Here is a 24,735-nt window from a genome sequence, read left to right on the forward strand (position 1 = left end):
TCAAACTGGCGAAGAAAGGATGCGACGATGCTGGAGAACTTGCGGGGCGGTCTGGTGGTTTCGTGCCAGGCTCTGGCAGATGAACCGCTGCATGGACCGCAATTCATGGAACGAATGGCGTTGGCGGCAAAGCAAGGCGGGGCTGTCGGGATTCGGGCGAATGGGTATGCGGACATCCGCGCCATCAAAGCGAGCTTGGAGTTGCCGGTCATCGGGATCAACAAACGGAACATCCCCGGCTTTGACGCATTCATTACCCCTACCAAGGAAGATGCGCGAATCGTGCATGAAGCGGGAGCGGATATCATCGCCGTGGACGCGACGAGTCAAAGTCGTCCGGAATCCTTGGCGGAGCTGGTCCGTTACATCCGATTCGACCTGGGCAAACCGGTGATGGCCGATGTGGCAACACTCGAGGATGGCGTCCGTGCCGAGCAGCTCGGCTGCGATCTCGTGGGAACGACATTGTCCGGCTATACGCCGGCTACTCGTGGAGGATCGGGAAGGGGGCCGGATTTCGAACTGTTAAAGGACTTGGTGGCGCGCCTGCGTATTCCAGTGATCGCAGAAGGACGGATCCACACGCCTGAGCAAGCGAAAGAGGCATTGCGGCTGGGTGCGTTTTGCGTCGTGGTCGGGGGCGCGATTACCCGACCCCAGGAAATCACCAGACGTTTTCTGGAAGGGATGAAGGAATGAAGAAAGCCATCGGGATCGATGTGGGGGGCACGAAGATTCGAGGGGGGATCGTTCGGGAAGACGGCCAGCTCCTGAAGGTACAGGAAGTACCGACGGAAGCGCACCTCGGAGGAAAGGAAATGGTGGAGAGGATCATTCGCCTCATTCATCAACTGGGCACAGTGGAAGTGGCTGGCGTCGGAGTGGGGACGTCCGGACAGGTAAGTCTGCAAGGCGAACTGCTGTCGGCGACCGATTTGTTTCCGGAATGGGCGGGAATTGCGCTGCAACGCGTATTGCAAGAGAGGCTGCAGCTTCCCGTTCGGGTCGTGAACGACGTGCAGGCAATGGCGCTGGGCGAACTGGCTTTTGGTGCTGGCCATCGCTACAAGGATTTTCTTTGCCTCGCGCTTGGAACCGGTGTGGGCGGGGCGATCGTTTACAAGGGCAGACTCATGCGCGGAGCCAATGGAGCGGCAGGCGAAGTCGGGCACATGCTGCTGCATCCCGGGGGCCGCCGTTGTCCGTGCGGCCAAGTCGGGTGCTTCGAGGCTTACGTCTCAGGCAGGGCGTTGGAGGAACGCTATCTGGAGAGGACGGGCGTTCGCCAGACAGGCAGTTCCATTCTCCAGAGTCCATGGGAGGGTGACCCGCGCGCGAGCGGTCTTTTGGAGGAATATCTCGAAGATTTGTGCAAAGGGATCGCATCGCTGGTCGCCGTTCTCAATCCGCAGGCGGTCATTCTTGGAGGCGGAGTCGCCCGGAGCTTGCCGCCCTATGTACCGCAAGTGGAGAAGAAGGTGCTCAGTCTCCTCAGCAGGGCTGCGGCACAGAACTTTTCTCTGGTTCTGTCGGAATTGGGCGACAGCTCGATGCTGCTCGGAGCAGGCAGTTTGTTGTTCGATCAGAAGGAATGAGGGCAAAGGAGGAAGGGGCATGAAACACCATGGAAAATGGCTGTCTGCACTCGTGACGGCAGGAATGCTCGTCGCGCTCAGCGGCTGCTCGGGCTCATCCGGTCAGCCATCGGCACCGAGCCAGCCAAGCACGGAGCCGGGGACATCGAAACCCGTCGAGAAACAAACGGTGACGATGCTGTACTGGCCGGGTCCGGAAAGCGACGCCATGCAGAAGGTCGTCGATCACTACAATCAGATGCAAGGGGCTACCGATGGGGTCGAGGTCAAAATGGCGCCTGCCCCTCGCGAAGGATTTTGGGAAAAGGAAGCCGCGATGATGGGGGCAGACAATAAGGATATCGACGTGTACTTTACCGCCAGCTACAAGATCGGGGAGCATAAAGACGACTTGCTGCCGCTCGACGAAAAGCTGGGCGACAGCCTCAAGCTGTACATTGGGACTACGATCGACTCGCTGAAAAACGGTGGGCAGACGTATGCGATCCCGACAGACGTATCCAACCATTTCATGTACTACCGAAAAGATTTGATCGACCGACTGCTCACCGATGCGAATTGGCAAGCTGCATACAAGGAAGTGAGCAAAAAAATAACAGGCAAGGAGCTTGTGCCCAAAAAACCGGAGGAGTGGAACTGGGACGACTTCACTGCGACCGCCGCCTTCTTTACCCAGAGCATCCATCCGGACTCTCCGACCCAATACGGCACGGTTCTCCAAGCGAAAAACCTGATCTACAACGTCATGATCTGGGATGACATCCTCTACTCTCTGGGCGGCTCGTGGTACACAAGCGACGGCAAAGCTAACTTTGATACCCCGGAGACGAGAAAAGCGCTGGAGGTGTACGCCAGCCTCACGAAAAACGGGATATCGCCGGCAGCAGCATCGACCTTTGAATATCCCGAGACCAATCAGGCGTTCCAGTCCGGCAAGGCAGCCATGATCCTGCAATGGAGCGCGGCCTATCACGAGCTGACGGATCAGGCCAAGAGCGGACAGATCTTCGACAAAGTCGGCATCGCTCCCATCCCTGGCGACCAGCACAAGACCCATGTGCATTCCCTCGGCGTAGGCATCAACAAGCATTCCGACAAGCAGGAAGCGTCCCTGAAGTGGATGAAATACCTGGCGACGAAGGAAGCGATGCAAACCTACGCGGAAAACGGCGGGATCCCGCCAGTGGCCGACGTCTTGAACGGCATGAAAGAGAAGCGGCCGGAGTTTCCCGCAATCGCGCAGCATGTGGATCAGTACGGGTATGTCGTCGACACCAGCGAGAAAGTGTTCCCCATTCTCGAAGTGCTGGCGAGGCATTTTTCGGCGGTCTGGGCCGGGCAAGCCGATGCGGATGCCGCAGCGAAAAATGCGCAGGCGGAAGTCACGACCTTGCTCGGGAAGTAGCGGCCGTTGCTGTACACGAGAAAACAGGCGTACTGGATGATGGCTCCTTTGGCAGTAGTGGTGATCGCGCTGGTCGCGTTTCCCACCCTGTACGCTTATTTCGTGAGCGTGCATGATGCCCGGCTGTCGGGAGCATCTGCCTCCTTTATCGGTCTAAATAACTACACGGCGACGCTGACAAACGGATCGTTTTACGGCTCCATTTGGTACAGTGCAAAGTTTGCGCTGTTTGCGACCATCGCGGAGCTGATCGCCGGAGTGGGGCTCGCCCTCTTGTTCAATCGGACGTTTCGGGCAAAAGGACTGTTTACGAGCTTGCTCCTTCTCCCGTTGATGGTGGCACCATCCTTGTTTGCCCTTATCTTTCGCCTCATGCTTAACGATTTCGTGGGAGTGGTGCCGTACTACTTGAACGAATGGGGAATAAGGGTGCAGCCCTTTGACCCCGCATTGGTAAACACGACGCTGATCGCGATCGACGCTTTGCAGTGGACGCCATTCGTTTTCGTGATCGTCTACGCCGGCCTAGCGACCATTCCCGACGAGCTGTACGAAGCGGCGCGAGTGGACGGGGCGAGTCCCGTGCAGAGCTTCGTTCGGATCACGCTGCCGCTGCTCGTACCGACGCTCGCGATCGTTGCTTTTCTGCGGGGGATCGACGCGTTCAAGATTTACGACATGATCTACGTCCTGACCAATGGCGGGCCGGGAGAGCTCACGACGAGCGTCAGCCTGTTCATTTACAAAAAGGCGTTTCTGGAAGGCAATATCGGAGAGGCAGCAGCCGCGAGCATCCTGTTGACCTTCATTCTGGCCCCGCTGCTGGGCCTGGCCGTGAAATTCATCGTGAGGAGGGGAGCCTAGCCATTGAAAACAGCAAGACGAATGGTGTTTTGGCTGCTGCTCGCGGCGATCCTGCTCGTGTTCCTGTTTCCCTTGCTGCTGGATTTCCAGACGTCGCTGAAAACGGAAGGCGACATCGCTTCATTCCCGCCCAAATGGGTGTTCACACCGACTCTGGAGCATTATGAAAACGTCTTTTCGGGCTCCGGTTATCCGTTTGGCCAGTTTTTCCTCAACAGCTTTGTCATCGCGTCCGGCACCAGTATCGTGACAGTACTCGTTTGCATTCCTGCGGCTTACGCAATGGTGCGGTTTGGGGTCGGCCTCAAAAAGTTCTTTTCGTTCATCATCAGCCTCAAGCTGCTTCCCCCGATCGTCTTTGCCATTCCGTACTTCGCCTTGTACCAGTTTGCCGGCCTCCTGGATACGCGAACGGGCCTCATCTGGGCAGCCGTCGTCATGAACGTGCCGCTCACGCTGATGCTCATGGTCGGGTTCATCCAGGAGCTTCCGGTCGAAATCGAGGAAGCAGCCCTGATGGACGGCTGCTCGCCGGGCGGCATTCTGGCGCGCATTGTCTTTCCGCTCATCGGACCCGGTGTGGCCGCTGCCGCTATCCTCACGTTTATTTTTACGTGGAACGAATTTTTGTTCGTTCGCATCCTCAGTGACGCGCGGGCGATGACGACCACGGTCGGTTCCACGCTGTTCATCCAGGCGTACGGCATACGCTGGGGGGACATCGCCGCAGCGATTGCCTTGTCTGTATTGCCGCCGCTCGTCTTTACGTTTTTCGTCCAACGCTATCTGGTGAAAGGACTCTCGATGGGGGCTGTAAAAGGATAGCCCGGAGGTAGGCACGCTGTCCGCAGCGTGTCTTTTCTTTTGAGAGCTGCTTCCCGCGGAGCGGCAGCTGCAAGACCCCGTTATTCACTGAAAATGAGAACCGCACTGTACAGCAAGAGGAGCCCCATAACGGTATGAAAGGCTTTATGGTATTTCGCCAACCATTTTTGAAAGAGAGCGCCGAAAATCGCCCAGCTGGACGTGCTCAAGAAGCCGACGAAACCGAGGAGCAGCGAAAACAGGAAAAGGCTCGAGCGGGAATGGTAGAACGGCAGGATGAATGTGGAGACGGTCGTGATCCCGTACAAAATGACTTTCGGATTGACGAACTGCAGCAGCAAACCAGCGAAGAACGAGTTCCCTTTTTCACGCTGCTCACGGCTTTCACCCGGCTTCGCTCGCAGCAGCTTGACAGCGAGGTAGACCATATAGCATGCTCCCAAAATGCTCAGCCAAAATTTGATGGAGGGAAGATAAGCCGCCAGCAGCAATTGGAAGAAGCTGCATGCGGCTGCGATCACTGCCGTACCGATGGCCACTCCCGAAATGAATCGCAGCGTCTGCCGATAACCAAACCTCGTCGCACTTACCATGGACATCATGTTATTCGGACCAGGCGTAAACGAAGTGACGAACACGTACAGCAAAAACGGAAACCATTCCATGTATGACCAACCCCTTTGTGTGTTATGATGAATAAAATGTACGTTTTAACGTATGTGCTATATGATTATACAATTTGTACGTTATGGAGCACAAGAGGGGGATTGATCGATGGAAAACATTAGCGCTGTGTTTGCAGAGAATCTGAAGGCTTTGCGTGTAAAGAAAAAGCTCAGTCTGGATAAGGTGGCCGAATTGACCGGAGTCAGCAAAACCATGCTCGGACAGATCGAACGGGGAGAATCGAATCCGACGCTGAATACGGTCTGGAAAATCGCCAATGGCTTGAAAATATCGTTCACATCTCTCATCCATCAGCAGCAGCCCGATACCGTGGTCATCACCAGGGAAGACGTCCAGGCCATATCGGAGGATCAAGGAAGATACCGGATCTATCCCTATTTTCCTTTTGAGGAAAGCCGAAGATTCGAAATGTACACGGTAGAAATCGAGAAGGGCGGATACGTTAGCGCGGATCCGCACGGGGAGGGGACAGAGGAATTGATTACGGTGTTCGATGGAGAAGTGACGATCCGAATCGAGCACGAGGAGTTTACCATTCGTGAGGGCGAGTCGATCAAGTTCAAGGCCGACCGTGACCATGCTTATCATAATTCAGGCGATACATTGACACGTCTGAGCATGGTTATTTACTACCCGGCTTGAAAAACGAAAAAACAAGAACCAACCCATTTCCGGACAGCAGAGATGGGTTGGTTCTTTTCCGGATCATCCTATAAGACGTGGGTGAGCTCCTTCAGTGAGTGGATTTCATATGTTGGTCGTATTCCCAGCGTATTCTCCTTGCGTTGGGGATTGAACCAGCAGGTGTCAATCCCGTAATTTACACCCCCCTGGATGTCGGAGGTGAGAGAATCTCCTACGATGAGCACTTTCTCTTTATCCACAATCTGCAGCTTGGCAAACAGATAGTCGAAAATCCCGGGGGCAGGCTTCTGGAACCCGGCTTCTTCCGACGTGACCAGCAGCTCAAACGAATCGCAAAGAGGCGAACCGGCGATCCTGGACTTTTGGACCTCGGTAAATCCGTTTGTAATGATGGCCAAACGATATGCCGAAAGGGAGTTGCACAGTTCGACGGCTCCTTCGGTCAGATGGACCTCTTTGCCCAGGTTACCCAGATACTCTCGGTTGAACAATTCCGGGTCGATTTCGAGATCGTTGGCGAGGAACAGCCTGCGAAACCGTTCCACCCCCAATTCCGCAATCGAAATGCCGCCTTGCTCCAGATCCCGCCATAACCCTGCGCTGATCTCTTTGTAGGGAGGCAGGTAATCGGTCCAGTCAGTCCCCGCGCCAAACAGCTGAAACGTCTTTTGCAGCGCCTCTCTCTCGGTTTTCGCAAAATCGAAAAGGGTATCATCCACATCGAATAAAATGATCTCGTATTTCATCATGATGCCTCCATTATCTGTCTCGTTCGATTCCGTACCTCGCCAAAGCCATCGCGGCGCTCTCCAGCATCCGCTGCTGCAGAATGCTGCCTTCGACGACCTTCACGCGCTTTCCCAAAAAGCGGAGACGCGACAGGATGTATTCGCGTTCGTCTGCCAGAAAGGTCAATGTAATGCGGTACGTATCCGTTTCATCGTCGTAGTCGACGTCTTTGTCAAAGCAGGAAAACGCGTAGAGGATGCGGGACAATTCCTTGTTGTATACAGGAATGACCTCGACCTTCGCCTGTTCTTTCCGTGACTCCCACATTCTATCGATTTGGGCGAAGAGGTCCATTGCCTTTTCGGAGGACAGCGCCTCTTCCTGAACAAACCGGATATGCGTGAACCGCGTGGACTTGATGGTCTCGTTACGTAAATCATACCAGAGCAAGTACCATTCCCTTTTCGCAAGGGAGTACTGCAGCTTGAAAGGGACACCGGAGCGAAAAGGACGTATGCGCCGGTGATTGTTGGTATAGGTGATACGGATCCCTTGTCGGCGTTCGAGAATCCGTCTCAGCTTGCGCAAGAGAGGATGGTAGACTTGCTTCTCCACGCTTTTTGCCTTTTCAATAAAGCTCCCGGAGAGGTCGATGGATTCTTCCTCCGCCAGCAGTGCTCGCAATTTTTCCAGGGTGGCCGGTGTAAAGGCGTCCGCAGCTGCCGGATGGGACAGCATCGTTTTCAACCAGGCTCGCTCATGCGAGGTGAGGGTGATCGCACCCGATTCTTTCAGGCGGGAGATGACCTGGTAGTTAAAGATTTTCTCGAAAGGATTCATAATACGATTGAATCTCCTTCCATTCCGCGATGAACTCCCTCCGCAGGTAGGCAGGCTCCAAGACCTCGCAGCTGGAGCCAAAGCTGCGGAGCCACGGTTTGATTTCCGTGGTTCCGTTCACCGTGATTTCGTAGACGAACGAGCCTTCGTCTTCCTCCGTGATCATCCCCCATTGTCCCTGAAGCAATACCCGTTCCTTGATGAAATTCGACCTCGACTCGGGCGGATTGTAGAAGCGTACTCTCACCAACACCTGCCTGCCCGTGTCCACAAGCCAACTATACCGGATGCTCTCCTCAAGCTTTCGGAGCTTGCCGGAAAACTCAAGCTCGGAAACGGCGTCCGCCTCCTCAATCTGGGTGAGTCCTTCCATCCGATATTTCACGATTCCAAGCCGAGGGACGTCTCCGAGCAAATACCAACGTCCGTATTGATGGTCATAGACTACCTTGAGCGGGAGGACGAGCTCCTGTTTGCCCGCCGACTCTTTTTCAAAGAGTGGATTCGTATTTTTTGAATCATAGCTTTGACGCAGTTTGGGCGAAAAGTAACGGAACCGAATCCTTCGCCGATGACGGATGGCATGGAACAGCGAATAGAGGTGGGCTTCATCCAGGATGCGGGAGTGATAGTGATATTTGTAAACGAGATGCTCTGTAAAGCTGTTGCGCTGGATTCGCGCTCGCTTGATCTGGTCGCGCAGCAAATAGCCTTGAACGGAGGGGACTTGCGTATTCGCCATGACGTCCACGAAGTCATACAGGTCCGTGAGCTCCTCATCCGTGAGCGCATTGATCAATTCGTTGCGAATGGAATAACGGACAGGACGGCCCGCGTTGGCTCGGGCGATCGCCCCGACTTCCTCCAAATACTTGAGATCGGAGCGAATGGTTTTTTCATCGGGCAAGGGCATCTCAGCCGGCAGAGCATTGCAGCACGCTTCCAACACTTCTGCTGCGGTCATGGCCTGCTCTTGCAAGGCGGTCAGGATCGCGGACAAACGAAAGCTCTCCGATTCCTTCAGCGACTTGGCCCGGAACAGAAACAGCAGGGCAGGGTCGGATGAGTCGGAATCGGGGGATTTGACCAGCTGGGTCATGTCCGATCCAAGCGGGTCGGCAGAATCCTTGTAGATCGTATGGAACACGTCTTTTAAACGCCGGATCGTCTTGTCAAACGTATGGACCGAGATCCCCAGTCGCCGAGCAAATTGCTGCCGGTTGTAAGCGCCGCTGGTGAGAAAGAGCATGCGCAGGAACTGGATTTCCTTGTCAAAGCTTTCTTTTGCCATGTGAATATCCTCACTTTTTGCACCAGTCTTCCATGCTCATTGTACCGGGCTGGAGGAACGATTGGCAAATTTCCGCCTCGTCGTAATACTTTTGCCATGTTCTTCCGGGAGCTTTTCAGCGAAGATGAGGGTGTGAAACAAGTAGAAAGGTGTGGCCTGCATGTCCGATTACCGGCAAAAAATCATGCGCGAGCTCGGCAAGATCGAACGGGAAGAAAACGTCCGCATCCTCTATGCCTGTGAATCTGGGAGCAGAGCGTGGGGATTTCCTTCCCGGGATAGCGATTACGATGTTCGCTTTCTCTATATACGTCCGCACGAGTGGTATATGTCCATTTTCGACAAGCGGGATGTCATCGAACGCCCCATTGACGATCTTCTCGATATCAATGGCTGGGATTTGCGAAAAGCGCTGCAGCTTTTCCGCAAGTCGAATCCTCCGCTCATGGAGTGGCTGTGCTCTCCGATTGCCTACATGGAATCGTACTCGGCAGCCGAGCGATTGAGGAGCCTGGCCGAGCTTGCCTATTCGCCCAAATCCTGCCTGTATCATTATCTTCATATGGCGAAAGGAAATGAGCGGGATTACCTTAGAGGGGAAGTCGTCCGGATCAAAAAGTACTTGTATGTCCTGCGGCCGCTACTCGCATGCTCCTGGATCGAAACATACGGGAGCCTTCCGCCTGTGGAGTTTGACCGGTTGGTGGAGGCGCTCGTCCCGGATGGGAGCGAACTGAAAAGGGCCATCGGCGATTTGCTCGAACGAAAGCGGGCGGGGGAAGAATTGGACGCCGGTCCGAGAATCGAGCCCATTCACGCTTATATCGATGAGAAGCTCGCCCATTTTGACAGTGTGACTGCGTCCATCGCGCATGGACAAAAGGTCAGTGACGATCAATTGGATCGGCTGTTTCGCTCGACGCTCCAGGAAGTATGGAGCGTCTGAGCCCCAAATTGAAACGAAAAGGAGGAGTGCCTGATGGCCATCGTACAAATTCGCTCGGAGAACCCCCAGTTCTCCTTTCTGATCAAGAAAAACCCTCGCTCCGGGCTCAGCCTGCGCTCGATCCGCAAGGGAATCGCTTACGGCTGGTACGCCGATGAATCCACGTACAATGTGTACTTCAAGGATGGGGATAATGAGATTTCCTACAAACAGTTTGAGGAGGAACGGTTCGAATACTTGAACGTGTCGCGCTACCAGACGCCTTTGTTCCCGCTGAATGCGATTTCCGAGTTTTTCTCGGCTCCGCTCAAATCACGGGATGAAAAAGACGCAGAAGGATTCGAGCACTCGTTTTGGATCAACATGATCCACATCGAAGTGCCGCACTACCTGGATTTTTTCGAGAAGCACGTAAAAGGGTTTACTTTCGAGACCCGTCATCTTGCGCACAAAAGCTACACGCTGCGGGTGACGACACGGCGCAGTCTGCACGAGCTGCTGCACGTAGTCAATGTGTTGTGCCTGTTCCTCGCCATGTTTGGCAAAGAGCATCTGGATCTGTCCGAAAGCGCTCTGGACAAATATGTAAAAAGCATCCTGGCCATCGAGGCGCCCTTCTACATCCGCAGCCTGTTCGCGAGAAATTTTCTGACCTCCCGCGAACGCTATCAGACGTATAAGCAAGAGCTGGAGAAGTCGTCCGCATACGAGATCCATCTCGCTTTTGGGAGCACGGCCCAGCAGCGAAGGAGCTACATCTCGCGCGTCCTCCCTTTTGACAAGGCGATCCTGGACATCGGCTGCGGAGAGGGGTTTTACGCGATCCCGTTCGCAGCAAAGCTGGAACATTGCTATTACGCCATCGATGTCCGCGAAGAGATGATCGAAACGGTCATGCGCAAGGCAGCCCGAAAAGAAATGGACAATATCATCCCGTTTCTTTCCCTCGAGCATTTCTTGGCCGATTACAACGGGGAGAGCGTGGATGTCATCTTGACCGAGGTCATTGAGCACATGAGCATGGAAGAAGCCAAACAATTGATCCTGTTGGTATGCGAGCAGATTGACTTCGACCATTTCATCATCACGACGCCAAATGCGGACTTCAACGTGTTTTACGAAATCAGCGGGTACCGCCACGAGGATCACAAGTGGGAGATGGGACAAAGCGAGTTCCAGGGCTGGTTCCAGTCGATTGCCCAAGAAGCGGGCACTCCGTTTGCATTCATCTCGATTGGCGACGAGGTCAACGGAATCCCGACGACACAAGGCGTCATCCTCAGAAAAAAGGAGGGATTATCGTGAGAATCACGACCAATGTCCACACCATCTTTATGCTGGTCGGGCCGACAGAATGCGGCAAAACGACCTTTGCCAAGGAAGTGCTGATCCCGGGATTGCGCTTCGAGGACGAATCCAGACATCTGCGGGCAAATGTACAGTACTTGTCATCGGACGGCATCCGTCAAGAAGTGCTCGGGCATGAGTACGACAAATACGATCCCGTCATGCTGGAGGCTAGCGAGCAGGCCTTTCACCTCTTGTTTGAAAAGCTGAAAATGGCCACGTCCTTTCCCATCAATGCCGAATTCATCGTTTTGGATACGACAGGACTCGCGGAAGATTTCCGGGAAAAGGTCCGCACGATCGCCAAAGAGAACAACTACCATCTGGAGGTCATCCTGTTTGACTACCGCAATCGGGAAGATTACTACGCATCCGAGCGTTCCCGAAAGCTCATCAGCAGCCATATTCATCGCATGAAAAAGGAGGTGTTGCGCGCTGTCACGAGAGAAGGGTACACACATGTCCACCGCGTACGTGCGAAAGATTTCTTTTCACCGAAAGACGCTCAGGCAAACCCGGCCTATGAAATTGTGATCGAGAATCGCGAGGAGTACCTGTCCACCATTCTGCCTGTTCATCAGAAATATGTGGTTGTGGGCGATGTTCACGAGTGCGTGGAGGAACTGAAAGGACTGCTGCTCAGCCATGGCTTCGCATGGGATGGAAGCAGGCTCGTGGAGACCGATAAAGTCCGCGACACAAAGGTCATTCTGGCGGGCGACTGGATCGACAAAGGGAAAAACACCCGAGAAATCATTTCCTTTCTCGCAGCGAACCAGGAGCACTTCCTGTTTGTGGCAGGGAATCACGAAAACTTCGTGTACAAGTATTTGCGGGGAGAGGCAAAAGGGGTCGACCCGGATTTGTTGGAATCGTTCTTCGATTCCATCCAGGTGCTGGACGAAGACGAGGAACTGAAAGAAACATTCTATCAGCTTTTCTCCCTGGCAAAGCCGTTCTATCGGTCGATCGCACGGACAGGGCCGTCCTTTTACGTGACACACGCTCCATGCAAAAAGAAATACTTGGGCAAGCTGGATGCCAACTCCGTCCGTCACCAGCGGAATTTCAGAATCGACCGCTCCGCTTCCCTGGAACAGCAGCTCTCGTTTTTGAGGGAAGAGGCGGTCAGCAATCACCCGTTTCATATCTTCGGGCACATTTCCGCCAAACAGCCGTTTCGTATCAAGAACAAGATTCACATCGACACGGGATGTGTCTACGGTAACACCCTGACCTCTGTCGTCATTTCGCACAAGCCGCTGTACAAATCGCAGAAATCCCGCAGGATGGTCCAAGCCGAAGAGCTGAATGCCTTGTTCCAACGGGAAGAGCAGGTGTCCATTCAGGAGCTGGAGCCGGCGGAGCTGCGGAAATTGCACACCTGCATGGCAAACCAGGTGAATTTCATCTCCGGGACGATGGCGCCGGCGGACAAAGAGGAGCAGGCGATGGAGCTGGAGTCCTTGCGGGCAGGCCTGCGCTACTACGAGGACCGCGGAGTCGAGCAGGTCGTGCTGCAGCCGAAATACATGGGTTCCCGCTGCAATCTGTATGTGCACCGTGAGATCGACCGCTGCTTTGCGGTCAGTCGCAATGGGTACCGGATCAACCAGGTCGATCTGACGGAAGTCTACCGCAGGATGCTAAGCCGGTTTGGGTCGTATATGGAGGAGAATCAGATCGAGATGCTTCTCCTGGATGGGGAGCTGCTGCCGTGGCGGTCGATCGGAGAAGGCTTGATCGAGAAACAGTTCCGAGTCGTCGAAAAAGCATTGGAGAGCGAGCTGGCCTTTTTGCAGGCCAATGGTTTCGAGCAGGCGTGGGGGAAGCTCGTGGAGGAGTATGAACAAAGCGGATTCGAAAAAGACCAGTTCCATCACCCCAAAGGAGAGTTGATCGAGAAGTACGGACCCGCTCTTTACCAAAACTACAAGCATATCCGGGAACAAAAGGAAATGTACGTCCCACTGGAGCAGCATATGGAAGCCTGCCAGACGTTCAAAAAGCAGCTGGAGCTGTACGCGGGAGAGGGCGAAATCGAATACAAGCCGTTTGCTCTGTTAAAAGCGGTCTACGCAGACGGAAGCGAACAGATTCCACAGGGGAAAACGTCCGAGCTGTTTTCGTTCGTATCGGATGACGAGTGTCTTGTCGTTACTTTGTCTGAGCCAAAAGCTTATGAGCGGGCGGAGCATTACTACTCGAACGTCACGCAGGATAGACAAATGGAAGGAATCGTCATCAAACCCGAGAGACATGACAGGGCGGTCGCTCCCTTTCTCAAGGTGCGCAATCCGGATTACTTGTCGATCGTCTACGGATACGATTACCGCTTCCCGCACAAATACCGGAAGCTGATGAAGCAAAAGAGCATCACCCAGAAGCTGAAAACCTCCATGCAGGAGTACAGACTGGGAACGGAGATGCTCGCCATCCGCTTTGCGGACATTTCGCCGGCAAATGACGCGTACCGGAATGTCGCCGCTTCTCTGCTGTTTGAAGTGGCGAAGGAAAAAGAGATCGACCCTCGCCTGTAAGGGGGCAAAATAGCAGTCAAACAAAAAGCACAGCTCGCGAAAAAGCGCAGGCTGTGCTTTCTGTTTCGGTTAAAAGGATTACCCGCTGTATCTTCCGAGGCGATCGAAGAACTCCTTGAGAAAATCGTAAAACAGCTTTTCCGAAGGCGGCAGCTCCCTGTTTTTCGGGATGATGATCCCGACCGTGCGAGTGACGTTCGGCTCCTTGATCCGCAGCTTTACGGTTTCCCGAGGCACGTTGTCGGCCAGGGTCAGCTCCGGCAGCAGGGTGACGCCCAAGCCGGCGGCAACCAGGCCCTTGATCGCATCGATGTCTTCCCCTTCGAAGGCGACCTTCGGCTCGAAGCCCATCTGGGCGCACGCATTTACAGCGATGCTGCGCAGGACGAAGCCGGGCGGGAACAGCACGAACGTATCCTGCATCAGCTCGTCAATGCGAATGGCCTTTTGACCCGCGAGCGGATGTTTTGCCGGCAGCAGCGCGACGATCTCTTCCGCGAAAAAAATGTGGCTGTGCACGTTTTTCTCCTGGGTCGGCACCGGGCCCAAAAATGCGATGTCGATTTCCCCCTTGATGACAGAATCGATCAGGGCGAGGTACGCGCCTTGGCGCAATTGAAACCCGATCTCCGGATACCTTGCGCGAAACGCCGAGATGACGGCGGGAAGCGGGTTGGCGGCAAGACTGCTCGTAAATCCGACGCGGATCGTTCCGCGCTCCGGGTCGAGCATTTCGTTGATCTTCTTTTTTGCCTTTTCAATTTCCGCCAGCGAAGACTCCGCATGCTCCAGGAAGATCTTGCCGATGTTGGTCAGCTTTACATTGCGGCCTTCGCGGATGAATAGCGAGACGCCCAATTCCTTTTCCAAAATGGCGATGTGCCGACTGAGCGCGGACTGGGCGACGTGCAAAGAATGGGCTGCCTCTGTGTAATGCTCGCGTTTGGCCACTTCGATGAAGTACTGGAGCTGTCTGAAATCCATTTTGCTACCCCTTCTACACGACTCATCTCATTTTGAGATTGATTATTCACTAATTATATATTGTTCAAATAATTTACTCAATCTAAAATGAATCCTAACAGAGAGAGTGAAGGAGTGGAGTAGGATGAATATGCGAGGATTGCCTGAACGACAGGGACTTTACGACCCGATGTACGAACACGATGCCTGTGGGATTGGCTTTATCGCCAACCTGAAAAACAAGGCGAGCCACGAGATGGTCAGCAAAGGATTGCAAATTCTCTGTCATCTCGAACACCGCGGAGGTCAAGGCAGCGACCCGGAAACAGGGGACGGTGCCGGGATATTGACTGGCATCCCGCACGCCTTCTTTAAAAAGTCGTGCGAATCGCTGGGCTTCAAGCTTCCAGCCCCAGGCAAGTACGGCGTCGGCATGCTGTTTCTTCCGATGGAAGAGACTCTCCGTCAAACGTACGAAAAGCAGCTGGAGGAGATCATCGAAAAAGAAGGACAGAAGCTCCTGGGATGGAGAACTGTGCCTATAAATGAAGAAAAAATCGGAAAGACCGCAAAGGCGAGTCAGCCTTTTGTCCGCCAGGTATTCATCGGAGCGGCGGGTGCAGGTGCGAAAGACCAGCTCGGCTTCGAACGCAAGCTGTACGTCATTCGCAAGCAAATGGAACAGGCCGCGGGAGAGGGCTTTTACGCCGCTTCCATGTCCAGCCGGACGATCGTATACAAAGGCTTGGTCACCCCGGAGCAGCTGGACCAGTTTTACACCGATTTGCAGGATCCGCACTACGCGTCCACCTTTTCCGTGGTGCACTCCCGGTTCAGCACGAATACATTCCCGACCTGGGAGCGCGCCCATCCGAACCGCTATTTGATCCACAATGGCGAGATCAACACCTTGCAGGGGAATATCAACTGGATGCGCGCCCGCGAGCAGATGTTCCTGTCGGAAGCATTTGGAGAAGATCTGCAAAAAGTGATCCCCGTCATCGATCTGGAGGGCAGCGACTCAGCCATTCTGGACAACTGCATCGAATTTTTCTCCCTCGCCGGACGCTCCCTGCCGCATGTGGCGATGATGATGATTCCCGAGCCGTGGGACCAGGATGGGAGCATCGACCCGGCCAAACGGGCGTTTTACGAGTACCACAGCTGTCTGATGGAGCCGTGGGACGGCCCGACGGCGATCTCCTTCACCGACGGAAAGCAGATCGGCGCGATCCTCGACCGGAACGGTTTGCGTCCGGCCCGCTATTACGTCACTTCTGATGATACGATTATTTTCTCGTCAGAGGTAGGGGTTTTGGACGTTCCGGATGAAAAAATCGTGAAAAAAGGCCGACTGAGCCCGGGACGCATGCTGCTGGTCGATCTCGAAGAAGGCCGCATTGTCTCCGACGAGGAAATCAAGCAAAAGATTGCCAGCGAGCAGCCGTATGCCGATTGGGTGCAAAACAATCTGGTGTCGCTGTCGAAATTGCCGAAAGCGGTTGCGCCCCAGCGGATCGCAGGGGATGCGCTTCTCGCCCGCCAAAAGGCGTTTGGCTATACGCAGGAGGAGCTGGGCAAAGTGCTGACGCCGATGGTCGCGGACAAAAAGGACCCGATCGGTTCCATGGGAATCGATACGCCGCTCGCGGTACTATCGGATCTCCCGCAGCTTTTGTATAACTACTTCAAGCAATCGTTCGCCCAGGTGACCAACCCGCCGATCGACGCCTTGCGAGAGGCATGCGTGACCTCTACTTTGTCCTATTTGGGGGCAGAGGGCAACCTGCTCGCGCCGGATGATCGCAACTGCCGGAGAATCCGCCTGAGCTCGCCGCTTCTCACCCATGAGGACCTGGCCAAGTTGGCATACAATCCGCACGGGGAATTCAAGGCAAAGACGCTGCCTATCCTGTTCCCGGCTGACGGAGGAGCCGCCGAGCTGGAAAAAGCGCTGGACGACTTGTTCGCAGGAGCGGACCAGGCGATCGCCGAAGGCTTTACCTTGCTGGTCTTGTCCGATCGCGGCATGAACGAAAAGCTGGCGGCCATTCCGGCACTGCTTGCAGGCAGCGGTCTCCACCACCATCTGGTGCGAAAAGGGACGCGGACGATGGCCAGTATCATCGTCGAATCCGGCGAACCGCGCGATGTCCACCAGTTCGCCATGCTGATCGGCTACGGTGTCGACGCGATCAACCCGTATCTCGCCATCGATTCGCTCCTGGAGCTGGCTGCTACTCAAAAAGCAAGCGGAATCACTGCTGAAGATGCGGCTGCGACCTATTTGCGCACGGCGATCGAGGGTGTCGTGAAGGTCATGTCGAAAATGGGCATTTCTACGGTCCAAAGCTATCGGGGAGCGCAAATTTTCGAAGCCGTTGGGATTGATTCTTCTGTCATTGACCGTTACTTCACGCGGACACCGTCCAAAATCGGTGGAATCGGGCTCGACATCATTGCCAAAGAAACGCAGCTTCGCCATGCCAAAGCGTTTTCTCCAGAACATTCCGAAGAATCACTGGATCCAGGAAGCGATTTCCAATTCCGCAGAGACGGGGAATACCACCTGTTCAATCCAAAGACGGTGCATGCTTTGCAAAAAGCGGTGCGGGAAGGCAGCTACGAGCAGTACAAGGTATATTCGGAGATGGCAAGCGAGCAGCAATTCGCTTTCCTGCGTCACCTGCTCGACTTCAAGTCCGATCGCAAGCCTGTCCCGTTGAATGAAGTCGAATCCGTCGATTCCATCGTGCATCGCTTCAAGACAGGTGCCATGTCGTACGGATCCTTGAGCAAGGAAGCGCATGAGACCCTTGCCATTGCGATGAACCGCCTGGGTGCGAAAAGCAACAGCGGCGAAGGCGGCGAAGATCCACAGCGCTATATCATGGATGAAAACGGCGATCTGCGGCGCAGCGCCATCAAGCAAGTGGCATCCGGCCGTTTCGGCGTCTCCAGCCACTACCTGGTCAATGCCAGCGAGATTCAGATCAAAATGGCGCAAGGCGCGAAGCCGGGCGAAGGAGGCCAACTGCCGGGGAACAAGGTGTATCCGTGGATTGCCGAAGTACGCAAGTCCACACCGGGCGTAGGACTGATTTCACCGCCGCCGCATCACGATATTTACTCCATCGAGGATTTGGCCCAACTCATCTTCGACCTGAAAAACGCCAATCCGCGGGCACGCATCAGCGTAAAGCTCGTGTCCAAGGCAGGAGTCGGAACAATCGCGGCAGGGGTCGCGAAAGGCCTGGCTGATGTGATCGTCATCAGCGGGCACGACGGAGGTACCGGCGCATCGCCGAAGGGAAGCATCAAGCACGCGGGCTTGCCTTGGGAGCTGGGACTCGCCGAGACGCATCAGACGCTGCTTCTGAACCAGCTGCGCGACCGCGTGGTGCTGGAGACGGACGGAAAAATGATGACCGGCCGAGACGTCGTGATCGCAGCCCTGCTCGGGGCAGAGGAATTCGGTTTTGCGACTGCGCCGCTCGTGTCGATCGGCTGCGTCATGGCGCGGGTCTGCCACATGGACACCTGCCCGGTAGGCGTCGCCACGCAAAACCCGGACTTGCGCAAGAAATTCAAGGGAGATCCGCAGCACGCCGTCAACTTCATGCGCTTCGTCGCGCGGGAAGTGCGGGAAATCATGGCTGAGCTCGGCTTCCGTTCGCTCGAAGACATGATCGGACAGAGCCATCTGCTCACGATGAACGAAAAAGCGAAGGCTCACTGGAAGGCAAAGCACGTGGACCTGTCCTTACTCCTGTTCCAGCCGAAAACGCCGGAAGACGTGGGGAGATTCCACCAGCGCAGCCAAGACCACAAGCTGGACGCGACGATGGACCGCAAGCATCTGGTGTCGCTGTGCAAGCCAGCGCTGGAAAGGCAAAGCCCGGTCGAGCTGACCCTCCCGATCAACAACACCAATCGGGTCGTCGGGACGATTCTGGGCAGCGAAGTGACCCGCCGCTACGGTGAGCACGGACTGCCGGAAGACACGATTCGCCTGAACTTCCGCGGCTCTGCAGGCCAAAGCTTTGGCGCATTCGTCCCGCGGGGGATGACCATGAAGCTCGAGGGGGATGCCAACGACTACGTCGGGAAAGGACTGTCCGGCGGCATTATCGCAGTCTATCCATCCCAAAAAGCCACCTTTGAGCCTGAGAAGAACATCATCATTGGAAACGTCGCTTTCTATGGCGCAACATCCGGCGAAGCCTACATCGGAGGGATGGCAGGCGAACGCTTCTGCGTCAGAAACAGCGGGCTTACGGCCGTAGTGGAGGGCGTCGGCGATCATGGCTGCGAGTACATGACAGGAGGTCGGGTCGTCGTACTCGGCGAGGTCGGGAAAAACTTCGCGGCGGGAATGTCGGGCGGCACCGCTTACGTGCTGACGGAATGCAGAGAGGCATTTGCCGCATCGTGCAACCAGGAAATGGTGCTGCTGGAAGCTCTCGATGACGAACGCGAAGCCGCAGAAGTCAAAAAGCTGCTGGAGAAGCACGTCGCCTATACCGGCAGCCAGCATGCGCAAAGGCTGCTCGATCAGTGGGAGCAGACGAAGGCGAAGTTCGTCAAAGTAATTCCGAAAGACTACAAGCAAATCGTCCTGACGATGGAAGAACTCCTGCAGTCCGGGATGAAGCGCAGCGAAGCGATTCTCGCCGCGTTTGAACTGAGCCAAAAGAATCATTCGGAGAAGTCTCCGAAAGCCCTAACCGAAAAGCAAGTGGCCGCTTCCTTAGGGAAGTGACGAAAAGCCGATCGTTTCCCGACGTCTGGGGGGCGGTCGGTTTTTTCTATGGGGGAAAACGATGCCTGTTCGCTAAAAGGGGCACGCTGCGGGCAGCATTTACCGTTTTCTGGGAGAAAAACCACTTGCATTTTTGCAAAGCCCAGTAGAAAATATTAGTGATATTGATAATTATTATCAATTATTCATTGGTTTCCCGTACTGTTTCCAAGCATAACGAACTGGATGGTGAAGACTGTGTCGAAGACGAACGTGCGAGTCACGATTGATTCCCGTGTAAGCAATGAGCAGGAGCGAGCAAAGCTGGTAGAGCTGCATCGATTGATCCTGATGCACGTGATGAGCCTGGAGCTCCGTGAATGTGTCAAGGTGTCAATGGAATTCGACCGCCAGCAAACGGCAGTGTCTGGAGAGCATGGCAAGGAAAAAGCCCGGATGTGGGCCAAGCTGAGCGACAGACAGCAGCAGATTGCCGGAATGCTATGCGATCATTACTCGATCAAGCGAATTGCAGACGAGCTTTACGTCAGTGTCAACACGGTGAAAAAGCATATCCAGAACATGAAAAAAGCGCTCCACATCGAACTGTCCGGAGCCGATTTCATATACGCGCTGGAGCAGATGATGAAGAGCGGCGCAGGTGATGGCGATACACGTACTTTCCCAAAATAACAAAGATTATCCATTTGGAGAATTTACTCTGACAGGGCCTTGTTGGTATTCTGGAAACGTAGCAAATGATATTGATAATCAATATCATAATTAAGATACAAGCGTCGAAGGAGTGGTTCGAGTGGGGCCCGTTTTTGCTATTGAACATTCTGGAAACGAACCGTTTTTGAGAAGCCAGGCAGCGAGGGAATCCAACGCGAGATCCTACCCCAGGAGAATCCCCATCGCCATCGGGGAAGCGGAAGGGATCCATGTCAAGGATATGGACGGCAAAGTCTATTACGACTGCTTGTCCGGAGCGGGCACTTTGGCCCTGGGACACAATCATCCCGTGGTCGTGGCTGCCATCAAATCGATGTTGGACAACAAGCGCCCGTTGCACACGCTGGATCTGACCACGCCGCTCAAAGAGCAGTTCGTGGATGAACTTTTCGCGAGTCTGCCGGAGGAATTTGCGAAAAACGCGCGCATCCAGTTTTGCGGACCGACGGGGGGCGATGCGATCGAGGCGGCGATCAAGCTGGTCAAGACCGCTACCGGCAGGCGCAGCATTTTGTCGTTCCAGGGAGGCTACCACGGCTCGACACATGCGGCGATGAGTCTCAGCGGTACATTGGGCCAGAAAGAAAAAATCAACGGTCTCGTCCCGGATGTCCACTTCCTCCCGTATCCGTACGCGTATCGCTGCCCGTTTGGAAAAGGCGGAGAAGAGACGCACCGGATCAGCAGTGCGTACATCGAAAAGCTGCTAAGCGATCCGGAAAGCGGAATCGTCTCGCCGTGCGGAATGATCCTGGAGGCGGTCCAAGGAGAAGGTGGCTCTATTCCCGCTCCGGTGGAATGGCTGCGAGAAATGCGCAGGATCACGCAGGAGCGAGACATTCCTTTGATCATCGACGAAGTGCAAACAGGGCTGGGACGTACGGGCAAGATGTTCGCCTTCGAGCATGCAGGGATCATCCCGGATGTCCTCGTCCTCTCCAAGGCGATCGGAGGAAGCCTGCCGCTGTCTGTCGTGATCTATCACCAGAAGTACGATGTGTGGAAGCCGGGTGCCCACATCGGGACGTTTCGCGGGAATCAGCTGGCGATGGCGGCAGGTCTCGCTACCTTGCAATACATAAAGGAGAACGAGATCCCGTCAAAAGTCGAGCAGCTCGGCAGCCGGCTTGCCAGTCATTTGCTTGCGCTGAAGCAAGACGTCGGGTATATCGGTGATGTCCGTGGACGCGGGCTGATGATCGGAGTGGAGGTGGTAAACATCCGGGAAAAGCCGGATGCAATCGGGACGTTCCCGGCATACCCGCAGCTGGCCAGCAGGATTCAGCGGGAATGCCTTGAGCGCGGCCTGATTTTGGAAGTGGGCGGCAGACATTCCGCTGTCATGAGATTCCTGCCCCCGCTCATCGTCACCGAGCAGCAGATCGATGAGATCGCCTGCATTTTCAGCGAAGCGGTCCATGCGGCTTGCACAGCCCTGCACTCGGCAGGGGCGGTATGACAATACGGAAAGACAGCCGCCTGCAAGGGGCTGCATCCACCATCCATGAGAAGGGGAGGCGGGAAGAGTGGCAGGACAACAGACGGACACAACCGTTTCGCTTCGCTCGGCAGAGCTGGCGGAGCAGGCAACCGTCCGCGCAGTTCTCAACAGTTATGTGCGGGAGACGGGGGCCGCGAATCTCCATGCGGATGGAGCATTCCTTCTTGCACTCCGTTCCGTCGGCAAGACGATCAGAGGGACACTGACATACGTATCCCTCATCGGCCAGCATGGGTACGGTCCACATTTTTACGAGGTCGGGCCGGATGGGCGTGATCGGCTGCTGGGTACCGCTGAACTTATCGAGCTGCTGTTGGAGGAGCTGAGCGTTCGGGCAGAAGGCGGTTTGCGCAAAGCGCTCGTGAACCAGATGAAGGAGCGAATCGAAAACAGCCGCCGCAAGATGGGCATTTACGTGGATCATGTGATGAGCCAGCATCGGCAGGCAGGAGACACCTTCGACTGCATCCGCTCAGAGCAATCCCTCTATTTCGGACATCCGTTCCATCCGTATCCGAAGAGCACGGAAGGGTTTGCCGAAGGAGATCTGGCGGCCTACTGCCCGGAGCTGGGAGCTGCCTTTCCCCTTCATTATTTCGCGGTACATAGAGAGTGGGTCAGCGAAGAGTGGCTGGATGGTCACGGCCCGGTTCTGCCGCCTGTCGTCATTGACAGCGCCGAGCAGCACTTGGGAGTCGAAGCTTCCGAGTATGCGATCGTACCGATGCATCCGTGGCAGGCCGATTACGTGTCGCAGCTGCCGGAATTCCAGTCGTTGCAGCATCGCGGCTATATCGTTAGCCTCGGACAGCTCGGGCCCTTTCTGTACCCGACGTCCTCGGTCCGCACGGTCTGGGATCCGGAGGGAGGGTACGGATACAAGCTGCCGCTGCATGTTCGGATCACCAATTTGCTGCGGGAAAACACGGAGGAACAGGTACGCCGGACGATGGATGGGGCGAAAGTGATTCACCACCTGAAAGCAGAGCTCGAAACGGACTCCTTTCAGATTCTGTCTGAAACAGGATACGTGAGCGTCCGTCTCGGAGCATCCGAATCCAGCACGTTTTCCCCGGCGCTGACCGTCCTGCATCGTCCGATGGCAGTGGACACTACTTCGACCTACGTCATGGCCTCTTTGCTGGAATGCTTTCCGGGCGAGGCGGAACCGAAGCTGATCCAGGCGATGAGGCAGAGTACTTCCGGCCGGGTGCCTGACCTGAAGATCTGGCTGGGACGCTATCTGGAAATCTCCTTGCTTCCCCAGCTCCGCCTGTTTGCGCAATTCGGAATCGGCTTCGAGGCCCATCTGCAAAACTCCTTGCTTTCCCTAAAGAACGGCCTGCCGCATTGCTACTACGTACGCGATCTCGAAGGAGTCAGCATCGTTCGTCACCTGGCTGAAGAGGCAGGCTGGATCGACACCCTCGTCTCTCGCGACAGTGCCGTCCTGTACGACGAGTCGGAAGTGTGGAGGAGGATCCAATACTATCTCCTCGTCAACCATTTGGGGTCGCTGCTTCATGTGATTGCCGCCTACCTAGGCGAAGGAGAGGAGCGCTGCTGGCAGGTCGTCCGAGAGCTTTTGCTTCGTGAACAGGCAGGTGCGAGCGGGAGGCTCTTCTCTTGCATAGACGATCTGCTCCATGCAGAAACCTTGCCGGCAAAAGCGAACTTCCTCAGTTGCTTTCTCGATCGGGGGGAGAGGCCGCTGTTTATCGGGATTCGAAATCCGCTGAAAGCGTAGCGAAACCCTCGAGCTCCTCCAGCCGTTGCCAAAGCCCCGCGATCGACCCGTTCCAGTCGTCTCGGGGTACGTGAGAAAGGAATGTGTCGCCGCCGTGGAAAAGTGGAAGCGAAACTTGTTTATCTTGTACGTCGGCCAATTCCTGGCTATGGCGTCGCTGAGCTGTGTGACGCCGTTTTTGCCTCTTTATCTGCAGGATATGGGAATGAGAAACCACGATGAGGTGGTCATGTGGTCGGGGCTGATTTATGGGGCGAATTTGCTGACCGCCTTCGTTTTTGCACCGCTCTGGGGCAAACTCGCCGATCGCTACGGCCGAAAGCTGATGATCGTCCGTTCCGGCCTCGGGATGGCCATCACCATTACGCTGATGGGAGTGGCGACCAGCCCTGTCCACCTCTTGCTCCTGCGCCTGGTAAACGGGGTGTTGTCCGGCTTCGGACCGGCCGCTGTCGCTTTGACTGCCACAAACACCCCAAAGGAAAAAAGCGGCTACGCGCTGGGCATTTTGCATTCGGGCTCGGTGGCAGGTACGATTTGCGGTCCGCTGATGGGAGGGTTGCTGGCAGACGAGTTCGGCTTCCGTGCCGTTTTTTTCTCGACCGGAGGCTGTATCCTCGTCGCAACGCTCATTGTGATTTTCTGGGTGAGGGAGCATTTCGAGAAGATCGAGCCGACTGAAGAGCGTACTGCCTTCGTGCAAGACTTCAAGCGCATTGTCTCTCAAAAGCCAATCGGCTCTCTGATCGTCTCCGCAGCGATTGTCCGTACAGCCATGATCGGCACGCTCCCATTGATCCCACTGTACGTTCAGCTATTGGCGCCGAACCAGGAAAACGTGGTCGTCTTTGCGGGGATCACTGCGGCGGCTATGGGGATCGCGAATATGATCACGGCGCCGCAGCTCGGGAAGCTGGGAGATCGGATCGGCTCCCACCGTGTATTCTTCGCTGCGGTAGGCGGGGCGATCTTGTTTTCCATCCCGCAGGCGTTTGTCCAGCATCTGTGGCAGCTCATCGTCCTGCGCTTTTGCACCGGGGCGTGCCTCGGCGGACTGATGCCTTCCGTCAATGTGCTGATTCGGCATTACGCGCCTGCCGGAATGGAGAGCCGCACGTACAGTTACGTGAATTGCGCCTGCTTTCTGGGCGGTTTGGCGGGATCGTTCGGCATGGGAGCCATTGCCTCCGGGTTTGGCCTGCCGATGATCTTTTTCTGTTCGGCGGGGCTCTTGTTCATCACGTTGGTCTGGATGAAATGGGCCGTCTATCCGCAGATCGGCCGGGTGGAGCAAGTCAAGCGATTAGACAGTGAAAAAATGGCAAAGTGAGGTG

19 protein-coding genes are annotated in these 24,735 nt (G+C 55.3%); 14 read left to right on the top strand and 5 right to left on the bottom strand.

What is annotated here, in order from left to right; all coding sequences use genetic code 11:
* Positions 1-27 precede the first annotated feature (27 nt).
* The 5 genes from RGB73_RS14700 to RGB73_RS14720 are packed head-to-tail and all read left to right on the top strand — an operon-like array spanning position 28 to position 4,689.
* Entirely contained in the window at positions 28-699 is a 672-nt protein-coding gene (locus RGB73_RS14700; protein WP_310773752.1) for an N-acetylmannosamine-6-phosphate 2-epimerase, read from the top strand.
* A complete protein-coding gene (locus RGB73_RS14705) occupies positions 696-1,595 on the top strand; it encodes an ROK family protein (RefSeq protein ID WP_310773756.1) in 900 nt (299 codons plus the stop codon). The genes RGB73_RS14700 and RGB73_RS14705 overlap by 4 nt, the downstream gene beginning before the upstream one ends.
* A gap of 19 nt (positions 1,596-1,614) precedes the next feature.
* Positions 1,615-3,000: an ABC transporter substrate-binding protein gene (locus RGB73_RS14710; RefSeq protein WP_310773759.1), complete on the top strand. Its 1,386-nt coding sequence runs from the start codon at positions 1,615-1,617 to the stop codon at positions 2,998-3,000.
* Positions 3,001-3,006: 6 nt separating this feature from the next.
* Positions 3,007-3,864, top strand: a complete 858-nt coding sequence (locus RGB73_RS14715) for a carbohydrate ABC transporter permease (protein ID WP_310773771.1) — start codon at positions 3,007-3,009, stop codon at positions 3,862-3,864.
* A 3-nt stretch (positions 3,865-3,867) separates the two neighbouring features.
* On the top strand, positions 3,868-4,689 hold the full coding sequence (locus tag RGB73_RS14720; protein ID WP_310773774.1) for a carbohydrate ABC transporter permease: 822 nt from the start codon (positions 3,868-3,870) through the stop codon (positions 4,687-4,689).
* A gap of 80 nt (positions 4,690-4,769) precedes the next feature.
* Here RGB73_RS14720 and RGB73_RS14725 read toward each other — a convergent pair whose 3' ends face one another.
* Complete coding sequence (locus tag RGB73_RS14725; RefSeq protein WP_310773777.1) at positions 4,770-5,354, bottom strand: LysE family transporter; 585 nt, start codon at positions 5,352-5,354, stop codon at positions 4,770-4,772.
* Positions 5,355-5,463: 109 nt separating this feature from the next.
* Between RGB73_RS14725 and RGB73_RS14730 the strand changes: the two genes are divergently transcribed.
* Positions 5,464-6,018, top strand: a complete 555-nt coding sequence (locus RGB73_RS14730; protein WP_310773784.1) for a helix-turn-helix domain-containing protein — start codon at positions 5,464-5,466, stop codon at positions 6,016-6,018.
* A gap of 68 nt (positions 6,019-6,086) precedes the next feature.
* Here RGB73_RS14730 and RGB73_RS14735 read toward each other — a convergent pair whose 3' ends face one another.
* The 3 genes from RGB73_RS14735 to RGB73_RS14745 are packed head-to-tail and all read right to left on the bottom strand — an operon-like array spanning position 6,087 to position 8,881.
* Complete coding sequence (locus tag RGB73_RS14735) at positions 6,087-6,767, bottom strand: YjjG family noncanonical pyrimidine nucleotidase (protein ID WP_310774316.1); 681 nt, start codon at positions 6,765-6,767, stop codon at positions 6,087-6,089.
* A gap of 13 nt (positions 6,768-6,780) precedes the next feature.
* Positions 6,781-7,590 carry a WYL domain-containing protein gene (locus tag RGB73_RS14740; RefSeq protein WP_310773788.1) on the bottom strand — a complete coding sequence of 270 codons (810 nt, stop codon included), beginning with the start codon at positions 7,588-7,590 and terminating at the stop codon, positions 6,781-6,783.
* On the bottom strand, positions 7,565-8,881 hold the full coding sequence (locus RGB73_RS14745) for a helix-turn-helix transcriptional regulator (RefSeq protein WP_310773793.1): 1,317 nt from the start codon (positions 8,879-8,881) through the stop codon (positions 7,565-7,567). Before RGB73_RS14745 ends, RGB73_RS14740 begins: the two co-directional genes overlap by 26 nt.
* Before the next feature lie 160 nt (positions 8,882-9,041).
* Between RGB73_RS14745 and RGB73_RS14750 the strand changes: the two genes are divergently transcribed.
* Genes RGB73_RS14750 through RGB73_RS14760 form a run of 3 tightly spaced genes read left to right on the top strand, consistent with a single transcriptional unit; the run spans position 9,042 to position 13,714 of the window.
* Complete coding sequence (locus RGB73_RS14750) at positions 9,042-9,827, top strand: nucleotidyltransferase domain-containing protein (RefSeq protein ID WP_310773796.1); 786 nt, start codon at positions 9,042-9,044, stop codon at positions 9,825-9,827.
* A gap of 33 nt (positions 9,828-9,860) precedes the next feature.
* A complete protein-coding gene (locus RGB73_RS14755) occupies positions 9,861-11,132 on the top strand; it encodes a class I SAM-dependent methyltransferase (RefSeq protein ID WP_310773804.1) in 1,272 nt (423 codons plus the stop codon).
* Positions 11,129-13,714, top strand: coding sequence for a metallophosphoesterase (locus RGB73_RS14760; protein WP_310773806.1), 2,586 nt, complete (start codon positions 11,129-11,131; stop codon positions 13,712-13,714). The genes RGB73_RS14755 and RGB73_RS14760 overlap by 4 nt, the downstream gene beginning before the upstream one ends.
* A gap of 78 nt (positions 13,715-13,792) precedes the next feature.
* Here RGB73_RS14760 and RGB73_RS14765 read toward each other — a convergent pair whose 3' ends face one another.
* Positions 13,793-14,698: a glutamate biosynthesis transcriptional regulator GltC gene (locus tag RGB73_RS14765; RefSeq protein WP_310773808.1), complete on the bottom strand. Its 906-nt coding sequence runs from the start codon at positions 14,696-14,698 to the stop codon at positions 13,793-13,795.
* Between the two features lie 124 nt (positions 14,699-14,822).
* Here RGB73_RS14765 and gltB point away from each other — a divergent pair, with 124 nt between their 5' ends.
* From gltB to RGB73_RS14790, 5 genes are all read left to right on the top strand, one after another.
* Positions 14,823-19,439 carry a glutamate synthase large subunit gene (gltB, locus tag RGB73_RS14770; protein WP_310773810.1) on the top strand — a complete coding sequence of 1,539 codons (4,617 nt, stop codon included), beginning with the start codon at positions 14,823-14,825 and terminating at the stop codon, positions 19,437-19,439.
* Between the two features lie 237 nt (positions 19,440-19,676).
* Positions 19,677-20,111 (top strand): helix-turn-helix transcriptional regulator, encoded by a 435-nt coding sequence (locus tag RGB73_RS14775; RefSeq protein WP_310773812.1) that lies wholly within the window; start codon positions 19,677-19,679, stop codon positions 20,109-20,111.
* Positions 20,112-20,232: 121 nt separating this feature from the next.
* Complete coding sequence (locus tag RGB73_RS14780) at positions 20,233-21,612, top strand: aspartate aminotransferase family protein (RefSeq protein ID WP_310773814.1); 1,380 nt, start codon at positions 20,233-20,235, stop codon at positions 21,610-21,612.
* Between the two features lie 67 nt (positions 21,613-21,679).
* The gene (locus tag RGB73_RS14785) at positions 21,680-23,401 is read left to right on the top strand and encodes an IucA/IucC family protein (protein WP_310773816.1); all 1,722 of its coding nucleotides are present in this window, start codon (positions 21,680-21,682) and stop codon (positions 23,399-23,401) included.
* A gap of 94 nt (positions 23,402-23,495) precedes the next feature.
* Positions 23,496-24,731: an MFS transporter gene (locus tag RGB73_RS14790; protein WP_310773819.1), complete on the top strand. Its 1,236-nt coding sequence runs from the start codon at positions 23,496-23,498 to the stop codon at positions 24,729-24,731.
* The last annotated feature ends 4 nt before the right edge of the window (positions 24,732-24,735 follow it).

This window comes from Brevibacillus brevis (assembly GCF_031583145.1).
In the GTDB taxonomy this organism is placed as follows: Bacteria; Bacillota; Bacilli; order Brevibacillales; family Brevibacillaceae; genus Brevibacillus; species Brevibacillus brevis_E.